Source organism: Paenarthrobacter sp. PAE-2 (assembly GCF_026013155.1).
Classification (GTDB): Bacteria; Actinomycetota; Actinomycetes; order Actinomycetales; family Micrococcaceae; genus Arthrobacter; species Arthrobacter ureafaciens.
Genome location: NZ_JAPDNV010000006.1, coordinates 151,841 through 174,399, shown reverse-complemented (window position 1 = coordinate 174,399; position 22,559 = coordinate 151,841). Strand labels below are relative to the sequence as shown.

At 63.7% G+C, this 22,559-nt stretch carries 23 protein-coding genes and 1 tRNA gene; 14 read left to right on the top strand and 10 right to left on the bottom strand.

The window, feature by feature from the left end; genetic code table 11:
* Positions 1-19: 19 nt before the first annotated feature.
* The 4 genes from OCL88_RS05745 to OCL88_RS05730 form a co-directional block, all read right to left on the bottom strand.
* The gene (locus OCL88_RS05745) at positions 20-988 is read right to left on the bottom strand and encodes an NUDIX hydrolase (protein WP_264961877.1); all 969 of its coding nucleotides are present in this window, start codon (positions 986-988) and stop codon (positions 20-22) included.
* A gap of 8 nt (positions 989-996) precedes the next feature.
* On the bottom strand, positions 997-3,246 hold the full coding sequence (locus OCL88_RS05740; RefSeq protein ID WP_264961876.1) for an RNA degradosome polyphosphate kinase: 2,250 nt from the start codon (positions 3,244-3,246) through the stop codon (positions 997-999).
* A gap of 103 nt (positions 3,247-3,349) precedes the next feature.
* Complete coding sequence (gene mshD, locus OCL88_RS05735; protein WP_264961875.1) at positions 3,350-4,321, bottom strand: mycothiol synthase; 972 nt, start codon at positions 4,319-4,321, stop codon at positions 3,350-3,352.
* A gap of 227 nt (positions 4,322-4,548) precedes the next feature.
* Positions 4,549-5,247: a winged-helix domain-containing protein gene (locus tag OCL88_RS05730; protein ID WP_021472377.1), complete on the bottom strand. Its 699-nt coding sequence runs from the start codon at positions 5,245-5,247 to the stop codon at positions 4,549-4,551.
* A 261-nt stretch (positions 5,248-5,508) separates the two neighbouring features.
* Here OCL88_RS05730 and OCL88_RS05725 point away from each other — a divergent pair, with 261 nt between their 5' ends.
* The 7 genes from OCL88_RS05725 to OCL88_RS05695 all read left to right on the top strand — a co-directional run bounded on the left by OCL88_RS05725 (position 5,509) and on the right by OCL88_RS05695 (position 11,623).
* The gene (locus OCL88_RS05725) at positions 5,509-6,243 is read left to right on the top strand and encodes a permease (RefSeq protein WP_193593122.1); all 735 of its coding nucleotides are present in this window, start codon (positions 5,509-5,511) and stop codon (positions 6,241-6,243) included.
* A gap of 166 nt (positions 6,244-6,409) precedes the next feature.
* Positions 6,410-7,009 carry an FABP family protein gene (locus OCL88_RS05720; protein ID WP_021472380.1) on the top strand — a complete coding sequence of 200 codons (600 nt, stop codon included), beginning with the start codon at positions 6,410-6,412 and terminating at the stop codon, positions 7,007-7,009.
* A 55-nt stretch (positions 7,010-7,064) separates the two neighbouring features.
* Positions 7,065-7,787, top strand: coding sequence for a flavodoxin family protein (locus OCL88_RS05715; protein ID WP_264961874.1), 723 nt, complete (start codon positions 7,065-7,067; stop codon positions 7,785-7,787).
* A 63-nt stretch (positions 7,788-7,850) separates the two neighbouring features.
* A complete protein-coding gene (locus OCL88_RS05710; RefSeq protein WP_264961873.1) occupies positions 7,851-8,936 on the top strand; it encodes a YgfZ/GcvT domain-containing protein in 1,086 nt (361 codons plus the stop codon).
* Positions 8,933-9,355 carry an ankyrin repeat domain-containing protein gene (locus tag OCL88_RS05705; RefSeq protein ID WP_264961872.1) on the top strand — a complete coding sequence of 141 codons (423 nt, stop codon included), beginning with the start codon at positions 8,933-8,935 and terminating at the stop codon, positions 9,353-9,355. Before OCL88_RS05710 ends, OCL88_RS05705 begins: the two co-directional genes overlap by 4 nt.
* Positions 9,356-9,489: 134 nt before the next feature.
* Complete coding sequence (locus OCL88_RS05700) at positions 9,490-10,119, top strand: PadR family transcriptional regulator (RefSeq protein ID WP_264961871.1); 630 nt, start codon at positions 9,490-9,492, stop codon at positions 10,117-10,119.
* Positions 10,103-11,623 (top strand): DHA2 family efflux MFS transporter permease subunit, encoded by a 1,521-nt coding sequence (locus OCL88_RS05695; RefSeq protein WP_264961870.1) that lies wholly within the window; start codon positions 10,103-10,105, stop codon positions 11,621-11,623. Before OCL88_RS05700 ends, OCL88_RS05695 begins: the two co-directional genes overlap by 17 nt.
* A 12-nt stretch (positions 11,624-11,635) precedes the next feature.
* On the opposite strand, the gene OCL88_RS05690 is transcribed toward OCL88_RS05695, so the two are convergent.
* The 5 genes from OCL88_RS05690 to OCL88_RS05670 form a co-directional block, all read right to left on the bottom strand.
* Positions 11,636-12,385, bottom strand: a complete 750-nt coding sequence (locus tag OCL88_RS05690; protein ID WP_062097509.1) for a GNAT family N-acetyltransferase — start codon at positions 12,383-12,385, stop codon at positions 11,636-11,638.
* Between the two features lie 17 nt (positions 12,386-12,402).
* Complete coding sequence (locus OCL88_RS05685; protein WP_021472387.1) at positions 12,403-13,428, bottom strand: 6-phosphofructokinase; 1,026 nt, start codon at positions 13,426-13,428, stop codon at positions 12,403-12,405.
* Between the two features lie 248 nt (positions 13,429-13,676).
* Entirely contained in the window at positions 13,677-13,925 is a 249-nt protein-coding gene (locus OCL88_RS05680) for a PspC domain-containing protein (RefSeq protein ID WP_264961869.1), read from the bottom strand.
* Positions 13,926-13,927: 2 nt separating this feature from the next.
* The gene (locus OCL88_RS05675) at positions 13,928-14,317 is read right to left on the bottom strand and encodes a hypothetical protein (RefSeq protein ID WP_264961868.1); all 390 of its coding nucleotides are present in this window, start codon (positions 14,315-14,317) and stop codon (positions 13,928-13,930) included.
* A gap of 1 nt (position 14,318) precedes the next feature.
* Entirely contained in the window at positions 14,319-15,851 is a 1,533-nt protein-coding gene (locus OCL88_RS05670) for a PspC domain-containing protein (RefSeq protein ID WP_264961867.1), read from the bottom strand.
* A 125-nt stretch (positions 15,852-15,976) separates the two neighbouring features.
* Between OCL88_RS05670 and OCL88_RS05665 the strand changes: the two genes are divergently transcribed.
* The gene (locus tag OCL88_RS05665; protein WP_264961866.1) at positions 15,977-17,410 is read left to right on the top strand and encodes a PspC domain-containing protein; all 1,434 of its coding nucleotides are present in this window, start codon (positions 15,977-15,979) and stop codon (positions 17,408-17,410) included.
* Entirely contained in the window at positions 17,407-18,078 is a 672-nt protein-coding gene (locus tag OCL88_RS05660; RefSeq protein WP_205679440.1) for a LuxR C-terminal-related transcriptional regulator, read from the top strand. Before OCL88_RS05665 ends, OCL88_RS05660 begins: the two co-directional genes overlap by 4 nt.
* 123 nt (positions 18,079-18,201) lie before the next feature.
* Here the strand turns inward: OCL88_RS05660 and OCL88_RS05655 are convergent, their stop codons facing one another.
* Entirely contained in the window at positions 18,202-19,431 is a 1,230-nt protein-coding gene (locus OCL88_RS05655) for a pyridoxal phosphate-dependent aminotransferase (RefSeq protein WP_264961865.1), read from the bottom strand.
* Between the two features lie 252 nt (positions 19,432-19,683).
* On the opposite strand from OCL88_RS05655, the gene OCL88_RS05650 reads away from it, so the two are divergent.
* The 5 genes from OCL88_RS05650 (at position 19,684) to rplA (ending at position 22,457) form a co-directional block, all read left to right on the top strand.
* Positions 19,684-19,756 (top strand) — tRNA-Trp (locus tag OCL88_RS05650).
* 81 nt (positions 19,757-19,837) lie between these two features.
* Complete coding sequence (gene secE, locus OCL88_RS05645) at positions 19,838-20,119, top strand: preprotein translocase subunit SecE (protein WP_031217390.1); 282 nt, start codon at positions 19,838-19,840, stop codon at positions 20,117-20,119.
* A gap of 109 nt (positions 20,120-20,228) precedes the next feature.
* Positions 20,229-21,056: a transcription termination/antitermination protein NusG gene (nusG, locus tag OCL88_RS05640; protein ID WP_264961864.1), complete on the top strand. Its 828-nt coding sequence runs from the start codon at positions 20,229-20,231 to the stop codon at positions 21,054-21,056.
* A gap of 130 nt (positions 21,057-21,186) precedes the next feature.
* Positions 21,187-21,618: a 50S ribosomal protein L11 gene (gene rplK, locus OCL88_RS05635; protein WP_166183617.1), complete on the top strand. Its 432-nt coding sequence runs from the start codon at positions 21,187-21,189 to the stop codon at positions 21,616-21,618.
* Positions 21,619-21,749: 131 nt separating this feature from the next.
* Positions 21,750-22,457: a 50S ribosomal protein L1 gene (gene rplA / locus OCL88_RS05630; protein ID WP_021474783.1), complete on the top strand. Its 708-nt coding sequence runs from the start codon at positions 21,750-21,752 to the stop codon at positions 22,455-22,457.
* Positions 22,458-22,559 lie beyond the last annotated feature (102 nt).

Here is a 22,559-nt window from a genome sequence, read left to right as displayed (position 1 = left end):
TAAGAAGGGTCAACCCGGCCTAGTCGTCGAACGGCTTGAATTGCTCCACGGAGACCACCTTGCGCTCGCTGCCACGGGCCACATGGCAGACGATGACCTCCCCGGGCGAGAGGTACGGGTCCGCGCCTGGGAGCCTGCTGCGCAGATCATCACCCATGTGCCGGCCCAATTGCTTGAGCACGGTCGGCAAGGCGGGGCGGTGCGTGCACAGGGCCACGGGCACTTGCTTGTCGAACAGGGCCTCCACGGCGGCAGCCGTCTTCTTGGGCGAGCGTTCGTGGTTGTGCTCCGTCAGTGCCTCCACGAGCTTCACCTTGGCTTTGCTCGTTTTGGCATACGGGGCAATCGTCGCCACGCATCGCACCCATGGGCTGGTCACGACGCGCTGCGGTTTCCACCCCTGCAGGAGCCGTTGCACAGCCACTGCTTGCCGTTTGCCGGTGGCCGCCAACGGACGGTCGCCTTCGGCCTTGGTCCAGGACGACCTCGGTTTGGCTTTGGCATGCCGGACCAGGACCAACGGCCATGTGTCCAGCTCGCCCCTGGTATGGGCCTTCTCCAGATACTCCAAGGGCGCCACGTCAGAGGGGTTGCTCAGGTATTTGGCGGCCCTGTCCGGCGCGCACCACATGACGCTGTCCACCTCTTTGCCGTCGGGCCGGAGCTGCTCACCGTTGACCCGCGTGGCCCAGTAGTGCACCACTTTGAGGCCCGCGTTGACGTGGTAATGAATGGGCGGCAAGGGGATTCCAAGCGTTGCCTCGAGCCCGATCTCTTCCCGAACCTCCCGGACCGCGCACTCGGGAACCGTCTCGCCGTCGTCGATCTTGCCCTTGGGCCAGGACCAATCGTCGTACCGGGGCCGGTGGATGAGCAGCACCTCCAAGGCGCCTTTCTTGATGCGCCACGGGATGGCGCCAGCCGCGACGACGGCCACGGGTTCCCCCGGGTGGTCGGTCTGGTCGGCCACAGGTGTGTCGCTGTTCAAGTTGTTCCTTACCGCCGTGCTGCTGCCCGCTGGCGGGAGCGGGAGGCCAAGAGCCAGGACTGCATATCCAGGAGGGGCTCGCCCTTCTCATCAAGGTGATGCCGGGTCCAATGACCTTCATTGTCCAAGTGCCAGCTTGCGGTGGAGTCGTCCATGTAGCGGCGCATCAGGTCAAGGACCGTGTTCACGTCCTCCCGGCTGGCCAACTGGACCAGTGCTTCAACCCGGCGGTCCAGGTTGCGGTGCATCATGTCGGCAGAGCCGATGTACACCACGGGTTCTCCACCGTTGGCGAAGGCGAACACCCGGGAGTGCTCAAGGAACCGTCCCAGGATGGAGCGCACCGTGATGTTTTCGCTGAGGCCGGGCACACCCGGCCGCAGGGAGCAGATGCCGCGCACCACGACGTCCACCTTCACTCCGGCCTGGGATGCGCGGTACAGGGCATCGATGATGGCTTCGTCCACCATCGAGTTGACCTTGATCTGGACACGTGCGGCCACACCGTTGCGCGCATTGCGGATTTCTGTTTCGATCCGGTCAATCAGTCCTGAACGCACCGAGCGCGGCGCAACGAGCAGCCGCTTGAACGTGGACTTGGGGGCGTATCCGGAGAGCTGGTTGAACAGCTTGGAGAGGTCCTCGCCCACTTGTTCGTTTGAGGTCAGCAGGCCGAGGTCCTCGTAGTAGCGCGCCGTCCTGGGATGGTAGTTGCCGGTACCGATGTGGCAGTACCTGCGGAGGCCGTCCACTTCCTGCCGCACCACCAGTGACAGCTTGCAGTGGGTCTTCAGGCCCACGATGCCGTACACCACGTGGACGCCGGCCTGCTCCAGCTTGCGGGCCCAGGAGATGTTGGCCTGTTCGTCGAAGCGGGCCTTGATCTCCACCAGGGCCAGGACCTGCTTGCCCGCTTCGGCGGCGTCGATCAAGGCATCCACGATCGGGGAATCGCCGGAGGTGCGGTACAGCGTCTGCTTGATCGCCTGGACCTTCGGGTCCGCGGCGGCTTGCTCGAGGAAGGCCTGGACCGAGGTGGAGAAGGAGTCGTACGGGTGGTGGAGCAGGATGTCCCGCCGCCTCATGGCAGCAAAGACGTTGGCCGCCTTGGACGTCTCCGATTCGTTGAGGTACCGCGAGGTGTGCGGCACGTGCTTGGGGTAGTGCAGATCCGGGCGGTCAATACCAGCGATGACGGAAAGCCCGCGAAGGTCCAGCGGAGCGGGTACCGAGTAGACCTCGGACTCGTCCACGCCAAGCTCGCGGACCAGCAAGGCCCTGACGTTCGGGTTGATATCGGTGGTGACTTCCAACCGGACGGGCGGACCGAACCGGCGGCGCAGGAGTTCCTTCTCCAGCGCCTGCAGGAGGTTCTCGGCGTCGTCCTCTTCCACCTCGACGTCCTCGTTGCGGGTGACGCGGAAGGTGTGGTGCTCCAAAACTTCCATGCCCGGGAAGAGCGTGTCCAGGTGGACGGCGATCAGTTCTTCGAGGGCGATGAACCGGGCCACCCTGCCCGGGATGGCGCCGGCGCGGGGACCATCCACCGAGATCAGCCGCGGCAGCTGGTCCGGAACCTTGACGCGGGCGAACAGCTCTTTGTCGCTGATCGGGTTGCTGACGATCACCGCCAGGTTCAGGGACAGGCCGGAGATGTAGGGGAACGGGTGCGCAGGGTCCACTGCGAGCGGCGTGAGGATGGGGAAGACCTTCTCCTGGAACAGGGCGCTGAGGCGGTGGCGCGCCTCCTCATCGAGTTCGTGCCAGTGCATGACGTGGATGTGCTCGAAGGCCAAAGCCGGACGGATCTGCTCGGCAAATACCCGGGCATGCCGTTCCTGCAGCTTGTGGGCTTCCTCGCCGATCTGTTCCAGTACCTCAATCGGACTCAACCCGGCAGGGGAGGGGACGGCCAGGCCGGTGGCAATGCGGCGCTTGAGGCCGGCCACCCGGACCATGAAGAACTCGTCAAGGTTGGAAGCAAAAATGGAGAGGAAGTTGACGCGCTCCAGGAGGTAAAGATCGGGATCCTCAGCCAACTCCAGAACGCGGGAGTTGAAAGCCAGCCAGCTGAGCTCGCGGTCCAGAAAACGGTCCGGCGAAATATCACCCTCCGGTTCCAGGTTGGGCGCAAACTCGGGGATGTCTATCCGGTCCTGCGTGGCCCGGGACGCGGGCACCTCGGATGAGCCGAAGCGCGCGGGCAGCGTTGCGCCCTTGGAGGTAGGTCCGGCGGTACCGACGGGGTCCGGCTGCATGGGTTCTCCTAAGCTCAGGACTGGGTTTCCTCCCACATTACAAGCAATTGGGCGACCCGAATCCAAGATGTCCATGCCCGGTCCCGTGTCCGGACCGCACAGGCTAATTACCGGGCAAAAGCCCGTACATGACGTCGGTGTCCCACCGGACGAAGCCAAGTTTCCGGTAGAGGGCCACAGCGGCCTCATTGTCGGCGTCGACGTACAGCATGACAGCGTGGAGACCCTTCTGCTGCAGGTGCCGGATGCCGGCTACGGTCAGGGCCTTGCCCAGGCCCGAACCCTGCGCGTCCGGCGTCACCCCTACCACGTACACTTCGCCGATGGCCGGATGGGGACCCTGCTTCGGGTGCACCTTGGTCCAGTGGTAACCCAGTAACGTGCCGTCGGCGTCGACCGCCAGGAGGAAGCCTTCGGGATCGAACCAGGCCTCTTCCTCCCTGGCCTTCAGATCGGCCAGGGTCATGGAGCCCTGCTCCGGGTGGTGGGCGAAGGCGGCCCGGTTGGCGGCCAGCCAGGCTTGCTCGTCCTGGCCCGGCACAAAGGCGCGCAGGGTGACGCCGGGCGGCAGGGCGGCGTCGGGCAGTGAAGACGCAGATGACATCAAGCGCATCTTCCGCAGTTCGCGTACGGGACCGTAGCCAAACCGGGAGGCAAGTTCGGCAGCGGCCTCATGGTTGCCATGCGACCATGCCGTCAACCCGTCGAATCCACGCTTCTCCTGCAAGGCAGCCAACAGCCGTCCCGCGACGCCGCGGTTGCGGTAACTAGGGTGGACGGCCAGTTCCAGCACTCCGGAACCGTCCTGCGATTCAATGACGACGGCGATCCCGGCCAGGTCTTCGGCGGTGGCAGGGTCCGAGTCCTCGTCGGGGGCGTAGAGCGCCAGGGACAGCACCCGGTGTTCACCGCCGTCGGAGCCGCGCAGTGTCACCAGCGTCTGTTCGGAGAGCGGCGGATTTCCATCCGACTCGGCAGCAGCAGCACCCAAGGTGCTGAAATCCTTGAACAGCTCGGCATCCAAAGCGCCGTCAACGAACAGTACAGGCCAGTTCTCAGGGTGAGCGTGACTCATGATGCAAGGCTATACGCCAAGGCGGGACCGTGCGATTTGAAGTGTCCGCCAATCGGGGGTAGCTTAGGTAACTCGTTCGGCTTTGAAAGCCGGATACGAGGGGGATCCACCAGTGGGGTGGCTTCGATACGTTCGACCCGTATGTCCTCCACAACAGCACACAGAGAGGGCCGGGAATCAGTTGATTCCCGGCCCTCTTTGCTATGCATTTATGTTTCCTTGGAGCCCTACGCTTCCGACAGCTCGTCATCGGGAAGCCGCACCAGGGTCAACCGGTAGCCCACGTTGCGGACCGTGCTGATGAGGTTCTCGTGGTCCACTCCCAATTTCGCCCGGAGACGACGGATGTGGACGTCCACGGTCCGCGTTCCGCCGTAGTAGTCGTAACCCCAGACCTCGGTCAGCAGCTGCTGGCGGGTAAAAACGCGTCCCGGGTGCTGCGCCAGGTACTTGAGGAGTTCGAATTCCTTGAAGGTCAGGTTCAGTGGCTGGCCGCCTACGCGGGCCGTGTAACTCGCTTCATCAATGACGACGCCGGCTGCGCGGATCTCCGTTTGGGTTTCCTCTTCGCCCGGTACAGCGCGCGCCATGGCCAAGCGGATACGGGCCTCCACCTCGGCCGGGCCGGCAGAATCCAGGACGATGTCATCCACCGACCATGCCGAGGACACGGCAGCCATGCCGCCCTCCGTGAGGATCAGCATCAGGGGAGCGCTCAGTCCGGTTGCCTTCAGCAACTGGGTCAGGGAACGTGCGCCCACAAGGTCCTTGCGGGCGTCGAGGAACACGATGTCCGTGGGGTCCGTCTCCAACAAGGCTGTAGGTTCTGCCGGGAGGATGTGCACGCGGTGGTTCAGCAACTCCAAGGCAGGCAGGATGTCCACCGAAGATCCGGTGCTGTTCGTCAGGAGCAGGATGTGCGACATAGTTCCTCCAATGGGCTGTGCGCGCATCATCGGGCGTCGAAACCGGAGTTTCACCGGCCGGTCACGGCGGCAAGACCGCCCCTGGCCGTTGTAACGGGGTCAGGGCAAATCAGTGCGCCGTTGAAGTCTGAGTATACCCACCGGCGCCTTTCCAGTCAGGGATTCGTGACGGCCGGAAGCGGGAATTACGACATATAGGGCCGCCATAAGGCAGGATTGTCGAGAGGTCGTAAGACGCATGGAATTGAGGTCGGGCACACAGTGAAGTCTTGGAGCATCGGGGTATTCGGACTCGTGGCGCTCGCAGCCATCGTGGCCAGCACCTTCGTATCCCGGGAAGCCATGGTGGGCGTCGGCGTCGCCGCATCGGCCGTTGTGGGGTTCGGGTGGCCGCATTTCCTGGCCGTGCCCGCCAAGAAAACGCTGGCGGCGGTCATCGGCCTGGCCGGTGCAGGCTCGGCCGTCACCGCGGCCTACCTTCCCGCCCCGGGTTTCCTTGACGGCACACCGGCTTTCATCGCCTTGGGCGTCATGGCGGTTTTCATCATCCAGCTCGTCAGGGGGACAGGGCAGGCCCAACGCCTTGAGTCCACCCTGGGCTGCAGCGCGGGTGTGTTGCTCAACTGCCTTGGTGCGGGGTGGATCGCCGGAGCAAGGTTCAACGGCGTCAAGGAGATGGTCCTCGTGGCCGGGCTCTCCGCCGCCGTGGCGTTGCTGGTGGGGATCATCAGGTGGCCGGACCGCATCGTCGCACCCTTGGGCGTCGTCATGGCCGGACTCATGGCGCCCCTGGCCGGCCTGGTTTTCTCGGATATCGCGGTTCTTCCTGCTGCTTTGGTGGGCGTGGCGACGGGCTCGGTGCTGGTCTGCTTCCGGCGAATGGTCACGTTGCGGCGCGGACGCCTGACTCTGCCGGCGGCGCTGGGCATGGGCGTTGCGCCCGTGTGGGCGATCGGAACCCTGGCGTACTTCATAGACAAACTACTCATCTACTAACGGTTAGGATGGCATCATGTCTGTTCTCGCATTTGAAATCTTCTTCCTTGTCCTCCTCGGCATTGCCAGCATCGCCATGGCCTGGTTCGCTGGTTTCGTCGTTTACCGTCTTTTCAAGGGCCAGAAGTAGCCTGTCCCTCCCTGCAGTCCAACTGAGGTAGTCGTTGTGCCTATTGAGATCCCGACCGACCTGACCCCTGAACTTGTTCCCCTTTCCTGGCTCATTGGCGAGTGGGAAGGACGCGGCCGCCTTGGCACCGGGGACGAGGACTCGGAGCATTTCGTCCAGCACGTATCCTTCACCCACAACGGGCTGCCCTACCTGCAGTACCGGGCTGAGAGCTGGATCAGCGATGACGCCGGCGCAAAGTTGCGCCCGCTGACCGTGGAGACCGGCTTCTGGGCTCTGGAGCGCAAACTCCAGGAAGGCGACGGCGGTCCCGGGCTGATTCCCGCGGACATCGTGCCCGTGCTTAAAACCGCTGACGATGTTGAAGAACGCCGCAACAAGGACGGCGGGTTCGATCTCGCCGTCTCCATTTCGCACCCCGGTGGAATTACCGAGTTGTACTACGGCCAAATCAAAGGGCCGCAGATCCAGCTCACCACCGACATGGTGATGCGCGGCGGCCACTCCAAGGAATACACGGCGGCAACCCGCATTTTCGGCCTCGTTGACGGCAACCTCCTCTGGCGCTGGGATGTAGCTGCCAACGGAAAAGCCCTTGAAGCCCACGCCTCGGCATTCCTCCATAAGGTGTCCTGACCCCGGCGCGAGCCTTCACTGAACGTTCCATCAGCACAAGCAAAAGGAGCAGTTAGTGAACAGCAGCCTCAAGCCCGGTGGCTATGAGGGCCTCAAAGCCGTGTTCTTCAATGGAACCTTGAAGCCCTCGCCGCAGGTCAGCAATACCGACGGCCTGATCCGGATCAGCCGGGACATCATGGAGAAGCAGGGCGTTGCCACGCAGCTCATCCGAACCGTGGACCACGACATCGCCAGCGGCGTCTACCCGGACATGCGCGAACACGGTTGGGAACGCGACGAATGGCCGGAGATCTATCCGGCGGTCGCCGGGGCAGACATCGTCGTGGTGGCGGGCCCCATCTGGCTTGGCGACAACTCATCCCAGACCAAGAAGCTGATCGAGCGGCTCTACGCACACTCGGGCCAGCTCAACGGCAAGGGACAGTGGGCGTTCTACCCCAAGGTGGGCGGCTGCCTCATTACCGGCAACGAGGACGGCATCAAGCATTGCTCCATGAACCTCCTGTACAGCCTCCAACACATCGGCTTCACCATCCCGCCGCAAGCTGACGCGGGCTGGATCGGACCGGTGGGGCCGGGGCCCAGCTATCTGGATGAAGGGTCCGGCGGTCCGGAGAGTGATTTCACCAACAGAAACACCACCTTCATGACGTGGAACCTGCTCCACATGGCCAAACTGTTGAGGGACGCCGGAGGTATTCCCGCCTATGGCAACCTACCGGAAGAGTGGAAGGCCGGCACCCGCTTCGACTTTGAGAACCCCGAATATCGATGACCGGCATGCCCTGTGCCAACGTCCGTGGGGAATACCCCCGAACCTGAAGGACTTCTACTTCATATGACTTACAAGAGCCCTCTGCTGTCGCGCCCTGGAGCCGTCGAGGATACCGGACTGGATGCCGGCGTCGCGGCCCACTATGGCGAGCCGTTGCGCGAGCAGCGCGCCCTGGCAAACGGTACCGCCGTCGTCGATCTTTCCCACCGCGGTGTGGTGACCGTGACCGGACCCGACCGGCTGAGCTGGCTCAACACCTTGTCTTCGCAACAGTTGACCAATTTGCAGCCGCAGGTTGCCAGTGAACTCCTCCTGCTGAGCGTCCAAGGGCGCATCGAATTCGATGCGCGGGTTATCGACGACGGCGGCACCACCTGGCTGATCGTCGAAACGGCCGAGGCCGCCCCGTTGGCGGAGTGGCTGAACAAGATGAAGTTCATGCTTCGCGTGGAAATCGCCGATGTTTCGGAGCAATGGGCGGTGATCGGCTCCACCAAGCCCGTGGAACGGTTGTCCGGGCGGTTGGTATGGGAGGACCCCTGGCCGCACGTGGGCCCGGGCGGCTACTCGTACAGCCTGGTCCCGGAGGAGTCGCATCCCGGCCTGGAACGTCCGTGGTTCGAATATCTTGTCCCGGCCGCCGAACTCGAGTCCGCCGTCGAGGGCCTGCCCTTGGCCGGTGCCATGGCTGCAGACGCGCTGCGCATCGCGGCATGGCGTCCGCGCCTCGGGGCAGAGACGGATGACAAGACGATTCCCCACGAACTGGACCTGATCCGTACTTCGGTCCACTTGAACAAGGGCTGCTACAAGGGGCAGGAAACCATTGCGCGGGTCCACAACCTTGGCCACCCGCCGCGGCGCCTCGTCTTCCTGCAGTTGGACGGTTCGCAGCACACCCTTCCTGCCGTCGGCAGTGTTGTATTTGCCGGTGACCGCAAGGTGGGTACGCTGACATCGGTGGCGCAGCACTTCGAAATGGGCCCCGTAGCGCTGGCAGTGATCAAGCGCTCGGTTTCGGCAAGCGAACCGTTGACGGTGATGGATGGCGACGAGCCGTACGTCGCGGCCCAGGAAGTGATCGTCGCCCCCGACGCCGGACAGGTAGTCGGGCGCCAGACCGGATTCCTGAAGGGACCTCACAGATGACCCAGCCCACCGGCCACGACGCCGCAGCCCAGCCTTCCAGCGAGGCCGACGATGAAGCAGTGGCACTGGCACACACGCTTTTTGACGCAGCCCGGGAAGGAAATTCCGCGTTGCTGCGCGGCTATCTCGACGCCGGTGCTCCTTCGACCCTGACCAACGCCGCCGGAGACTCCTTGCTGATGCTTGCGGCCTATCACGGGCATGAGGAAACGGTTCAACTCCTGGTTCACCATGGCGCGGACGTCAACTCGGCCAACGACCGTGGCCAGACCCCGCTCGCCGGAGCTGTCTTCAAGGGCTATACCGGCGTTGCCCGGGCCCTGCTTGACGCTGGAGCGGACCCGGACTCCGGAACGCCGAGTGCCCGGGACGCGGCCAAGATGTTCGCCCGGACGGAGATTCTGGAACTTCTGGGCTAGCACCTGGCCGACCGATAACCCTGTTGCCCCAAGCAACAGGGTTTTTTGGTAGCGTAATACTCCACGTGGAATAATTGCCATGGAGTATTGGCACGGGAGTACTTGCACCGGAGTATTCAAAGGAGGGCGTCACGATGGTCCAGCCCGGGAAACTGACAGCGCTGGGCGTCGCGTCCCTGGCGTTGCTCGCCGAGGGGCCCATGCACCCCTATGAGATGTACCAGGTGCTGATGGCCCGCCATGAGGACCGGCTGGTGAAGGTGCGCCCCGGCACCCTGTATCACGCTGTCCGGCGCTTGGAAGAGGCCGGTTTGGTGGAGGCCGTCGGGACCGACCGTGAGGGGAACCGCCCTGAGCGGACTACCTACAGGATTTCGACGGCCGGACACGAGGCGCTCGACGTACGCCTACGGGAGATGCTGGCAAAACCCGTCAACGAATACCCGGTCTTTCCACACGCCATTGCCGAGGCGCACCACCTCCCCGCCGAGGCCGTCATCGAACTTCTTGGCCAGCGGGTAGAGACGCTCCAGGCCAGCCTTGATTTCCTCCTGCATGCTGAGCGGGTTGTCAAAGCCAAAGGCCTCGATCGCAAGTACTGGATCGATGTCATGTATCAACAACAAATGCTTCGAACGGAGATCTCGTGGATCCACGGGCTCCTACGGGAGTTGCGCAGTGGTGAACTGCCTTGGGACGACCCCCAAGCAACCCCGTCCGAACTTTCCAACAAACCAAAGGAATCCCTTGGAAAACGTAGCTAAGCCGTGGCCGGCCCTGTGGTCACTCGTGGTGGGGTTCTTCATGATCCTGATCGACACCACCATCGTGTCGGTCGCCAACCCCCGGATCATGGAGGGCCTCAATACTGACATCAATGCGGTCATCTGGGTAACCAGCGCCTACCTCCTGGCCTATGCAGTGCCGTTGCTGATTACCGGCAGGATGGGTGACCGCTTCGGTCCAAAGAACCTGTACCTGATAGGCCTGGTTGTCTTCACCCTGGCATCGCTGTGGTGCGGATTTTCGCAGGACATCGGCATGCTCATCGCGGCCCGCGCCGTCCAAGGACTGGGCGCTGCCATGATGACGCCGCAGACCATGGCCGTCATCACCCGGATCTTCCCGCCTGACCGCCGCGGCGCGGCCATGGGACTGTGGGGAGCCACCGCGGGCATGGCCGTGTTGGTGGGACCGATCCTCGGCGGCGTCCTGGTGGACGGCCTCGGCTGGGAGTGGATCTTCTTTGTCAACGTGCCCATCGGCGTCGTTGCCTTCATCCTTGTCACCCGCTTCGTCCCGACGCTGACCACCCACAGCCACAAGTTCGATATCCCGGGCGTGGTGTTGTCCGCGGCCGGCATGTTCCTGCTCGTCTTTGGCATCCAGGAAGGCCAAACCTACGATTGGGGCACCATAAACGGCGTCGTCAGTGTCTGGGGCCTGATCATTGCCGGTGTTGTGGTGCTGGCGCTGTTCGTCGTCTGGCAACAGATACTTGAACGTCGCGGCGGTGAACCGTTGCTGCCCCTGGGCCTGTTCCGCGACCGGAACTTCTCCCTTGGAAACAGCACCATCATGGCCGTCGGCTTCACGGTTACCGCGTTTCCCCTGCCCACCATCTTCTACTACCAGGTGGTCCGTGGGCTGACGCCAACGCAGTCGGCCCTCCTGATGATCCCGATGGCTGTCATTTCGGGTGGGCTCGCGCCGTTCGTGGGAAAGCTGATCGACCGTGCCAATCCCCGCTGGTTCGCCGTGTTCGGCTTGGTCTGTCTGTCCGCCGCACTTTTCTGGACTGCTGCCTTGCTGACACCGGACACTCCGATCTGGGTCTTCCTGCTTCCAAGCGCCTTGCAGGGTGTAGCGAACGCCTTCATGTGGGGGCCGATCTCCAATGCCACCACCCGTAACCTTCCGCCTCGCCAGGCGGGAGCGGGTTCCGGCGTCTTCAATACCACCCGCCAGATCGGTGCGGTCCTGGGGTCGGCCGCCGTCGCGGCGCTGATCCAGGCGCGCCTTGCTGCAGAGCTGCCGTCCAGCGGGGCGGGGGCACCGGTCAATGAGGCGTCCATGTCCGGGGCACTTCCGGAGGCCCTGCATGCAGGATTCTCGACGGCGATGAGCCAGTCGACGCTGTTGCCGGCAATCGCCGTCCTGGTGGGAGCAGTGTTGGCTGCCTTCTATGCCAAGCCGAAATCAGTGGACGGCTGGGGCGGGGGAGCACCGGTCCCTGAGGGGCAGGCTGCGGAGCAGTCCAGCAAGTAAACGGGCAGGGCCCTACGCGAGGAGGACGCCCGCGTGGAGCCCGCCGGTGGTAAAGCCGATGCTGCGCGCCATGGCAAGCGCGCCGCTGTTGCTGACATCCGCCTTCCACTGGAGCGTCAGGCCCGCGGCCAGGGCCTCGTGCGCGGCAATCGAGGCAGCAAGCGTACCGAGGCCCCGGCGCCGCCATTCAGGGGCAACCAAAACGCCCATATTGGCAAGAAGCCCTTCCCATTCGGAATAGGCTCCGCACGCCAAAGGCACCGGGCTTTCCGCATCCGGGTGCATGATGGTGAACCGGTGTTCCAAGGTCTGCAGCCCTACCTCGTTGACGTCATCCGGGGGACACAGCTGTTCCAGTCCGATCGCTTCCGGATTGCCCCGGGAAACCGTCACGTCCTCGCCCGGTTGTTTCAGGGGAAGATCGTCGGCAAAAAAGAGGGCGGAGGAACCCAAACCGTGTCCTCCGTGGGAGCGCGTCAGGGTCAGTAGGGTGACGTGCTGGGCGAGGTCGACGTCGGGAATGTCCGCCGCCGCGTCGAGCGCCCATTGCGGCCCTACCAAGGCCGATACGCCGAACAAGCGCAGGAAGACCACGGATCGTGCCGATTCGTCCGCCTTGGAAATCCTGTACGCGGGATCGCCGGGATCCGCGGAGGCTGCTGCGACGCGGGCTGAGGCGTCCGCAAAGGAGTGGTCACCAAGCCCCAAATGGCGAGCCCACGCCAGCTGGATAATGGCAGCGGACGTGGGCTCAAGGGTCATGGGTTCAGCCTAGCCGACTAACCAAACAACACTGACGCTTCGTCGTAGCGGTGCTGCGGCACGGTCTTGAGCTTGCCGAGGGCTTCCTCAAAACCAACATGGGAGATGTCCGTGCCCTTGAGCGCAACCATGGTTCCCCAGCGGCCGTCCACCACGGAGTCGATCGCCGCCATGCCCAGGCGGGTGGCGAGGACACGGTCATAAGCGGTGGGAACGCCGCCGCGCTGGATGTGGCCGAGGATGGTCGCACGGGTCTCGATGCCCGTGCGCGCCTCGAGCTCGGGTGCCAGCTGGTCCGCGATGCCTCCCAGCCGGGGACGGCCAAAGGTATCCAGGCCGCGTTCGGAGTGCGGGGATTCCATGTGATCGGGAACGAAACCTTCTGCCACCACCACCAGAGGTGCGCGACCGCGGTCATGGGCCAGCTGGACCCACTCGGCAATCTGTTCGATGCTCACCTTCTGTTCGGGGATAAGGATGGCGTGGGCGCCGGACGCCATGCCGGAGTGGAGGGCAATCCAGCCAACGTGGCGGCCCATCACTTCCGCGATCATGCAGCGGTGGTGGGATTCACCCGTGGTGCGCAGGCGGTCGATCGCCTCCGTGGCGATTTCCACGGCAGTGTCGAAACCAAAGGTGTAGTCCGTCGCGTCGAGATCGTTATCCACGGTTTTCGGGACGCCGACGATCTTCAAGCCGGCGTCAGTGAGGCGTTTGGCTGCTGCCAGGGTGCCCTCGCCGCCGATCGCAATGATGGCATCGATGCCCAGCCGTTCCATGTGGGCCTTGATGACCTCCGGACCGCCGCCGTTCTCGAAGGGGTTGGTGCGGGAAGTGCCCAGGATGGTGCCGCCCTGCTTGGCTATACCGCGGACCATGGTGCGGGGGATGTCAATGACGTCACCTTCCACCACACCACGCCAGCCATCCCGGAAGCCCACGAACTCCTGGCCGTGGATTGCGATGCCTTTGAGGACCGCTCCACGGATCACTGCGTTGAGGCCGGGGCAGTCGCCGCCGCTGGTAAGAATGCCAATTTTCATGTTTGCTCACTCATGGCTTGGAGGAATACTTGCCGAGCGCCACGCTGAGCTCCCCACGATTGTAGTCGTGGATGTGGGGTGGGACACAAATGGTTACATTCCACTCACGGCGTTCGGTATTGGAAACACTCCCGAAAACACGAAGAATCGCCCCGCAGCCGGCAGGACGATCCTTCGTATTCAATGAGGTGTTGCGGAGACCCGCTAAGTGCGCTTTCCGTCATTGTCCCGGCCGGCTGGCCGGGGCATTACCGGGAACGCTGCTTGATGAATGATTCCAGCGCGATCCGGTTCTGTTGGTCCGGAAGGATCAGCCACGCGAGGATGTAGAAAATGATGGCCGGTCCGGGCAAGAGGCAGAACAACAGGAATCCCACCCGGACGTACGCTACGTCCACATTGAGCTTCGCTGCGATGCCTCCACAGACGCCGGCCAACCAACGCTGCGGGCCGCGCTTCAGGCCGAAGCCCCTGACGATGCTGAAGAACTTGTCCATGGTTACAGCCTTCCTTGTTGGTGCTGCTTTGTCACTTGCTTCGACCCCCGCCGGGCAGCCACGAGGCCGCCGACTACCAGCGCGGCGCCGGCCCCGATCATGAGGCCGATCAGCACGTAGGTTCCGTCCAGGACGATCCAGCCCATGGTGGAAACCAGGAGCAGTGCGGCCAAGGCGATCACAATCAACCCCCACACCACGGTGCCGATGCGCGCTTGCTTGGGTTCGTCGTCGTTCTGTTCAATCCGGTAGGTGGGCTCCAAATGCGGCGTCAGCGGAATCTCCTCCAACCGGGGCCGCGCGATCGGCTCGGTGGGACGTGTTTCCTGGGGGAGAGCGTCTTTGGGGAGCGGCTCGGCGGGGCGGGCGTCACCTGGCTGGTTGGTGCTCATGTCAGTTTCCTTCCTTGATGGTCACGTTGCTGAACGTGCCATCGATCTCCACCACGAGGTTCGCTCCGGGTTTGTCCGTGTTGTACGTCGAGCGGTCGTTCTCGAACCGCCCGCCGCGGTCGGCGCCGCGCTCGTTGAGGTTGCCGAACGTCATATCCGCCCGGACTTCCACCGGAACGTTGTCCGGGATGATGACGGTGATGTTGCTGGCAGTTGCATCCACCGGGACAGTGACTTCCGTGGTGAGCGGCGGCGTCAGGTTCATTTCGCTCAGGTCCACGGTGCCGTTCGCGGCAGTGATGTTCAGCCCCTGCCGGGCCTGCTCAATGCTGACCGGAGCCCAATTGACGTCTTGGAAGCCGAAGCGGTCTCCGTTGCGCGGAATGACGTTGAAAATACCGCCGACCACCAAGGCCACAATGGCCAGGAATCCCAGAAAACCTGAAGTCCGTCCGCGCAAGCCGGCCACCAGAATACCCAGGCCGAGGATGGCTGCACCCACGGCCCACACCACGGAGTCTGCTGCGTTACCCAGGTTGATGACGTTGGCGACGTCCAGGGCCTTCAAGGTTCCGCCGGCCAGGAGGGCCGTTCCGGCACTGACTGCCACGATTGCGGCACCTGGTCCCTTGGCCTTCTGCCGAGGGGGCTTGGGCGGCTGTACCGGCCCGGAGCCGTAGGGTGACTGACCATAGGGTGACTGACCATAGGGTGGCTGCCCGTAGGGGCCGGAGCCGCGGGGAGGACGGGGGCCCGACGGGCTGTAGGGGCCCACCGGCGTCGATGAGCTGCCCGGTCCGTACACAGGTACACCCGTGTTGGCACCGGCAGTCGCAGGGGAAGAAGAAGCACCGTAGGTGCTGCCTGCGGGCCCACCCGTCGACGCCGGGGTTGCGGTGCCGGTCGCCGGGGCCGCGGGTGCGCCGAAGTTTTGCCGGTTCATGGGAGATTCGCCTTTCTGGGTGTTATTGCGCTGGACCAGGTAGTAGATGAGGTACGCGATGCCGCCTACCCAGAAGAGCGTCCAGAAAAGACCCGGAAGTCCGTCCCAACCCCAGCCCCAAAAGCCGCGTCCCAGGCTCGGCAGGCCGATGATCGAGGTTGCCAGTGCGCCGGTCATGCCGCCGGACCATCGGCCGGCAGCCGCTTCCTGCACGTGGATACGGCCATCAGGTTCCGGCAGGAGCGCCCACGCAAGGCCGTAGAGCAGGACGCCCACTCCGGCGAAGAGCGCCAGGACAATGAAGATGCCCCGGACAATCAAGGGATCGATGCCGAACCGGTGTGCCACTCCGCTTGCGACGCCGCCGATCCAGCGGTCTGGCCCGCGGCGGATGCCTTGGTTGCGGATCCAGTCAAAGAAGTTCTGCTGGGAAGTCCAGCTGCCGGGACCGGCGTTGCCCGTGGGGTACGGGCGTGCGGAAGGCTCCTCGGCCGGGCCGGATCCGGCGGCACCGCCGGGGGCGTTGTTGCCCGGACGCCCGGCATCGGCAGGGGTTCCGGAATCCTCGGGATTCATGCTGTTCGCGTTCATACTTCGATCCTGCCGCCTGGCCCGTTCCGTCCTCTATTGGGGGATACCCTGAATGATCCCTGAGGGACCCCCGAAGCGCCGCCGTTACGGGCCCTGGGAGGCCCGATCCGTGTTTGGATTGATACATGGATACCGCTTTGGAACGCCCCGCGCTGGTCCGCAGCAGCGACCGCATGATCGCGGGAGTCTGCAGCGGACTCGCCGGACACTTGGGCTGGCCGGTGCAGTATGTCCGGCTGGCCATGGTCCTCGCCAGCTTCGCCGGCGGTGCGGGCATGGCCTTCTATGCGTGGCTGTGGATCATGGTTCCCACGGCGGATGAGAACGCCCGGCGCAACGCCAAGCGGCCGGCGTCGCCCATCGCTCCCGCGGTGAGCCGTCCGCCCGCCGGCCCCGCAACAAACTACGACGCCGGGACCCTTACCGGGCGCGGGACAGGCGCCCCCGGTAACGTCGCCGGAACCTCCGGTGATGCCCCCCCGGGAGCCGACAGAGCAACCCCGCCGTCCGGGGAGTGGGGGAGCGTCGGTGCAAGTCCCGTGGCGCCGTGGTTCACGTTCCGGAAGATCCAGTACGGCAAGGAAATTCTTCTGGGAGTCGGGCTGCTGCTGGTGGCCGCCATCCTGATCGCCCAACAACTGGGCGTGGACGTGCCGCTGGGAACCCTGATCCCGGCCGCAGCAATCCTTGGCGGTGCCTCCATCGCGTGGATGCAGCTGGATCAGACCCGCCGGGCCGGGCTGGTGGACAAGACGAAAGCTGATCAGGCAGGCGGATGGGTTCGCCTCGCGGCCGGCCTCGCGCTGGTGGTGGCAGGGGTCTTGGTGATGGTGTCCGGCTCGGGCTCGTGGGAGCAGACGTGGCTTGCCCTGCTTGCCTCCGTGGCGGTCCTTGGCGGCGTCGTGTTGGTCCTGCTGCCGTGGGGTTTGAAGTTCTGGAAGGACCTCGAAGCCGAACGCGCCGGGCGTGTCCGCGAAACTGAACGTGCCGAAATCGCCGCGCACCTCCACGATTCCGTCCTGCAAACCTTGGCGCTCATCCAGCGCCGGGCGGGTTCGGAGCAGGACGTTGTCCGGCTGGCCCGGGCACAGGAACGTGAACTGCGTAGTTGGCTGTTCAGCGATTCCACCAAGGAAGCCGGGCTCCTCGCAGAGCGGGTCAAGGCCGTCGCAGCGGAGGTGGAAGACGCTCTGGGCAATCCCGTGGAAGTGGTGACCGTAGGCGATACGGAGATGACCGAGCGGCACGAGGCACTGGTCCAAGCTGCCCGTGAGGCCATGTTGAACGCGTCCCGCCACGGCGGAGGCACAGTGTCTGTCTACCTTGAATGCGCTGCCGGAAACACCGAGGTCTTCATAAAGGACCGGGGGCCGGGATTCGACCCCGACGCCGTGCCCGAGGACCGCATGGGCGTCAAGGAGTCCATCATCGGGCGCATGAAGAGGCACGGCGGCACAGCGGCCATCATCAGCAGCGGCGACGGAACGGAAGTCCGGTTGGCGCTGCCCGCCATGGAGGCGGAGAACAACGAACCAAGGAACGGAGAAGTCCGGCAATGAACAGCCCTGCCCAGTCCGGCGCACGGAGCGTGCGCGTGGTGATCGTGGACGACCACACCATTTTCCGCTCGGGCCTCAAAGCTGACCTGGACGAGCGCATGGACGTTGTGGGGGAGGCCGGCACGGTTGAACAAGCCATCGCCGTGATTGCCGAAACCCGCCCCGAAGTGGTGCTGCTGGACGTCCACCTGCCAGGGGGGCTGGGCGGCGGAGGCAGGGAGGTCATCGCGGGTTCCGCTGCGCTGCTCAAGACGACGAGCTTCCTGGCCCTGAGCGTTTCAGACGCCGCCGAGGACGTGGTGGCCGTGATCCGTGCGGGGGCCCGCGGGTACGTTACCAAGACCATCTCCGGTGCCGAGATCTCCGACGCCGTCATCAGGGTTGCCGATGGCGACGCCGTCTTCTCGCCGCGGCTGGCCGGGTTTGTCCTTGATGCCTTTGGAACTGCGCCGGCGGACATTGCCGACGACGAACTTGACAAGCTCTCCGCCCGCGAGCTCGAAGTCATGCGGCTCATCGCCCGGGGATACAGCTACAAAGAGGTGGCCAAGGAGCTCTTCATCTCCATCAAGACGGTGGAGACCCATGTCTCCGCGGTCCTCCGCAAGCTCCAGCTGTCAAACCGCCACGAGCTCACCAAGTGGGCTGCCGAACGCCGCCTCCTCTAACCCCTCCCGGACGCTCTTCCACATCCCACCCGTGTTTTCCCAACCCTCTTCCACATCCCACGCCTTAAACTGAAACGCTCTTCCACCATCAGCGGTGGAAGAGCGTTTCAGTCAGGGGTGGGGTTACTTGGCCTTGCCGAGGAACTCCTGGAGCCGGCGGACGCCTTCGGCGAGGTCGTCGTCACCGAGCGCGTAGGACAACCGGACGTAACCCGAAGGGCCGAAGGCCTCGCCGGGAACCACTGCGACCTCAACCTCGTCGAGGATCAGCGCGGCCAGTTCCGCGGACGTCGAGGGACGCACGGGGCCGTTGGCCGTGTCGAATTCCTTACCCAGCAGCCCGCGGATGTCTGCGTAGACGTAGAACGCGCCGGTCGGCGTCGGGCATTCAACGCCCTCAATCGCGTTCAGGCCGGCCACAATCGCCTTGCGGCGGCGGTCGAAGGCAACCTTCATCTCGTCGACGGCGGTCAAGGGGCCGGTAAGTGCCGCGGCTGCGGCCACCTGCATGATGTTGCTGACGTTGGACGTGGCATGGGACTGCAGGTTGGTGGCGGCCTTGATGACATCGGCGGGGCCGATCATCCAGCCCACGCGCCACCCGGTCATGGCGTAGGTCTTTGCAACACCGTTCAGGATGACCACGCGGTCGCCCAGTTCAGGAGCTGCTGTGGCGATGGAGGTGAACTCCACGCCGTCGTAGGTGAGGTGTTCGTAGATCTCGTCCGTGACAACCCAGAGGCCCTTGGAGGCGGCCCACTTGCCGATCTCTGCTACCTGCTCCGGGCTGTAGACGGCGCCGGTGGGGTTGGAGGGGGAGACGAACAGGAGGATCTTGGTCTTGTCCGTGACGGCGGCCTCAAGCTGCGCAATGGTCACCAAGTAGCCCTGCTCCGGCCCTGCGAAGACCTCTACCGGGACGCCGCCGGCGAGCCTGATGGCCTCCGGGTAGGTGGTCCAGAACGGGGAAGGGATGATGACCTCGTCGCCCGGATCAACCAGCGTGGCAAACGTGTTGTAGACAGCCTGCTTGCCGCCGTTGGTCACCAGGACCTGGGACGGGTCGACTTTGTAGCCGGAATCGCGCAGCGTCTTGTCCGCGATGGCTTTCTTGAGCTCGGGCAGTCCGGAAGCGGGGGAGTACCGGTGGTACTTCGGCTGGCTGGCAGCTTCAATAGCGGCCTTCACGATGTAGTCCGGGGTGGGAAAATCGGGTTCTCCGGCTCCGAAACCGATGACGGGGCGGCCCGCGGCCTTCAACGCCTTGGCCTTGGCATCAACGGCAAGGGTGGCGGACTCGGCAATGGCGGAGATTCGTTGTGAAATGCGGGCGGCAGGTGTTCCGGCAGACATCTAAGTACCATTCTTCGCAGGCAGCACGTGGGCTGGATGATGGGATTCGACGTAAACTACCTTATGCTGTTCTGCGGAGCTCCCGGGGGACTGCTGGAGTTTGTGACTGATGTTGCTGGTCACAAGCCCGGACGGCCTTGGAGCCCCGAACCGAGCCGGTTCGACTATCGCGGATTTCTTGCGTAGACTGGTTCACCGGTGTTGAAAAGCACCACAGGCTGAAGTGCGGCCTGAAACATGGATTCAATCCATAGGGTAGTGGCGCAATTGGTAGCGCAGCGGTCTCCAAAACCGCAGGTTGCAGGTTCGAGTCCTGTCTGCCCTGCGCAGGCTGTTCCGGCGGAAACGCCGGAACACGCGCAGCAACCATGGCTCTGATCAGGGCCGGGTCTAACGACTTTGCAAGGTGAGTGAGGATCAGGTGACCGAAACAGCTGCAAGCAGCTCAAAGGGCCGCCCCGCCAAGAAAGCCGACTCCGGCTTTTTTGCCCGAATTGCACTCTTCGTCCGCCAGGTTATCGGCGAGCTGAAGAAGGTCGTTGCTCCAACCCGCAAAGAACTGATCAACTACACGCTCGTGGTGCTGGTGTTCGTCGCCATCATGATGCTCATCGTGACCCTCCTGGACCTTGCTTTTGGTACCGGAGTCAGCTGGGTCTTCGGAGGATCAGGCGCCACGGACCGCTAAGCGGATCTGTCCGCAAACTGCGTAAACCCTGGTTTCAGGGATTTTGCGGGGTTTGCGGAATTGAGCCATTTAAATAGGCATGTTAGGCAATGAGGAAGCAGGAGACCAAGTGTCTGAGCAGGAGCTCGAGGTAAACGAGACTGAGCTGGACGGGACCGCAGAGAATGCGGCCGTAACCGCAGACGAGTCCGAGGTTGATTCCGCTGCGCCCGAAACTGCCGACGTCGACGAATCCGAAGACGCTGACGTGGACGACGAGTCCACTTCCGAGGTAGACGAAGAAGATAGTTCGGAAGAGGGCGTCTCCTTGGAATCTGCCGCTGCCGCCGCCCCGGCTGATCCGGCCGAGGAATTCAAGGCCAAGCTGCGCCGCCAGGAAGGTGACTGGTATGTCATCCACTCCTACGCAGGCTACGAGAACCGCGTGAAGGCCAACCTCGAGACCCGCATCCAGACTCTGGACATGGAAGATTACATCTTCGAGATCCAGGTTCCGATGGAAGAAGTCGTCGAGATCAAGAACGCGCAGCGCAAGGTCATCAACCGCGTACGCATTCCCGGATACGTGCTGGTCCGCATGGACCTGACCGACGCTTCCTGGGGCGCCGTCCGCCACACCCCCGGTGTCACGGGCTTTGTGGGCAACGCCCACAACCCCGTTCCGCTCCGCCTTGACGAGGTCTTCTCCATGCTTGCCCCGGTCTTCGAAGAAGAACAGGCTGAGAAGGGCAAGCCGGTCAACAAGCAGCAGCAGGCTCCGGTGGCTGTGGACTTCGAGGTCGGCGAGTCCGTCATCGTCAAGGAGGGTCCGTTCGAAACCCTTCCGGCAACGATCTCCGAGATCAAGCCCGAGTCCCAGACCCTCGTGGTGCTGGTCTCCATCTTCGAGCGCGAAACCCCGGTTACGCTCGCATTCAACCAGGTCACCAAGATCTAGCTGATACACAGATTTCGCTCCCGGCCGCCTGCTTAGCGGCCTGGGTAGCGGCCGGTCGCCTTGCCATGGCGGCCACCAACCTGGGACGCGCTCCTGTGCCCCAGGAAGCTATTGAGAGAAGGACCCTACATTGGCTCCCAAGAAGAAGGTCACCGGCCTCATCAAGCTGCAGATCCAGGCAGGTGCCGCTAACCCGGCTCCGCCGATCGGTCCTGCGCTTGGCCAGCACGGTGTCAACATCATGGAATTCTGCAAGGCGTACAACGCTGCTACGGAATCCCAGCGCGGAAACGTCATTCCGGTGGAAATCACGGTCTACGAAGACCGCTCCTTCACCTTCATCACCAAGACCCCGCCGGCTGCAGAGCTCATCAAGAAGGCTGCAGGCGTCGCCAAGGGTTCGGCTACCCCGCACACCGTCAAGGTTGCCAAGCTGACCCAGGCACAGGTCGAGGAAATTGCTTCCACCAAGATGGAAGACCTCAACGCCAACGACATCGCGGCTGCTGCCAAGATCATCGCCGGCACTGCCCGCTCCATGGGCATCACCGTCGAGGGCTAATTACAGCCTTCACCCGCCGGGAAACCGGCAACCGAACATAGAAATGTCGCAGGATCCTTTGCCGGATCCACGACTGTGGCAGGGCCCAGCGCGGTCCGAAGACCACAACTGCACAAGGAGAAACAAGCAGCATGGCAAAGCGCAGCAAAGCATATGAGGCAGCCGTAGCCAAGATCGAGGCAGGCAAGGCCTACGCCCCGTTCGAGGCAATCACCCTGGCAAAGGAAACCAACCCGTCGAAGTTCGACGCAACGGTTGAGGTTGCTTTCCGCCTCGGCGTTGACCCCCGCAAGGCTGACCAGATGGTCCGCGGCACGGTCAACCTCCCCCACGGCACCGGCAAGACCGCCCGTGTCCTGGTTTTCGCAACCGGTGACAAGGCTGAGGCAGCAATCGCAGCCGGCGCCGACTTCGTTGGATCCGATGACCTGATCGAAAAGATCGCCGGCGGCTGGACCGACTTCGACGCAGCCGTTGCCACCCCTGACCTCATGGGCAAGGTTGGCCGCCTCGGTAAGGTCCTCGGCCCGCGTAACCTCATGCCGAACCCGAAGACCGGTACGGTTACCCCGGATGTCACCAAGGCTGTCAACGACATCAAGGGTGGCAAGATCGACTTCCGCGTCGACAAGCACTCGAACCTGCACTTCATCATCGGCAAGGTTTCCTTCGACGCCACCAAGCTGGCCGAGAACTACGCCGCCGCGCTGGAAGAGGTTCTTCGCCTGAAGCCGTCCGCTTCCAAGGGCCGCTACATCCAGAAGGCTACCGTTGCCACCACGTTCGGCCCGGGTATCTCCGTTGACCCGAACGTCACCAAGGTTCTCATCGAGGCGTAAGCATTCGACGAGCATCGGCTCTGAAAGGACCGTCCGGCATTGCCGGGCGGTCCTTTCCGCATTCCTGCCCGGTGTAACGAAGGGCCCGACTTCGGCGTCCCG

Excerpts from the sequence above, each read along its gene's own strand:
- OCL88_RS05685 (WP_021472387.1), bottom strand. The coding sequence starts at position 13,428 with ATGAAAATTGGCATTCTTACCAGCGGCGGCGACTGCCCCGGCCTCAAC.
- OCL88_RS05730 (WP_021472377.1), bottom strand. The coding sequence starts at position 5,247 with ATGTCGCACATCCTGCTCCTGACGAACAGCACCGGATCTTCGGTGGAC.
- OCL88_RS05700 (WP_264961871.1), top strand. The coding sequence starts at position 9,490 with ATGGTCCAGCCCGGGAAACTGACAGCGCTGGGCGTCGCGTCCCTGGCG.
- OCL88_RS05680 (WP_264961869.1), bottom strand. The coding sequence starts at position 13,925 with ATGGACAAGTTCTTCAGCATCGTCAGGGGCTTCGGCCTGAAGCGCGGC.
- OCL88_RS05665 (WP_264961866.1), top strand. The coding sequence starts at position 15,977 with ATGGATACCGCTTTGGAACGCCCCGCGCTGGTCCGCAGCAGCGACCGC.
- mshD (WP_264961875.1), bottom strand. The coding sequence starts at position 4,321 with ATGAGTCACGCTCACCCTGAGAACTGGCCTGTACTGTTCGTTGACGGC.
- OCL88_RS05675 (WP_264961868.1), bottom strand. The coding sequence starts at position 14,317 with ATGAGCACCAACCAGCCAGGTGACGCCCGCCCCGCCGAGCCGCTCCCC.
- OCL88_RS05710 (WP_264961873.1), top strand. The coding sequence starts at position 7,851 with ATGACTTACAAGAGCCCTCTGCTGTCGCGCCCTGGAGCCGTCGAGGAT.
- OCL88_RS05690 (WP_062097509.1), bottom strand. The coding sequence starts at position 12,385 with ATGACCCTTGAGCCCACGTCCGCTGCCATTATCCAGCTGGCGTGGGCT.
- OCL88_RS05655 (WP_264961865.1), bottom strand. The coding sequence starts at position 19,431 with ATGTCTGCCGGAACACCTGCCGCCCGCATTTCACAACGAATCTCCGCC.
- OCL88_RS05660 (WP_205679440.1), top strand. The coding sequence starts at position 17,407 with ATGAACAGCCCTGCCCAGTCCGGCGCACGGAGCGTGCGCGTGGTGATC.
- rplA (WP_021474783.1), top strand. The coding sequence starts at position 21,750 with ATGGCAAAGCGCAGCAAAGCATATGAGGCAGCCGTAGCCAAGATCGAG.
- OCL88_RS05740 (WP_264961876.1), bottom strand. The coding sequence starts at position 3,246 with ATGCAGCCGGACCCCGTCGGTACCGCCGGACCTACCTCCAAGGGCGCA.
- OCL88_RS05670 (WP_264961867.1), bottom strand. The coding sequence starts at position 15,851 with ATGAACGCGAACAGCATGAATCCCGAGGATTCCGGAACCCCTGCCGAT.
- OCL88_RS05705 (WP_264961872.1), top strand. The coding sequence starts at position 8,933 with ATGACCCAGCCCACCGGCCACGACGCCGCAGCCCAGCCTTCCAGCGAG.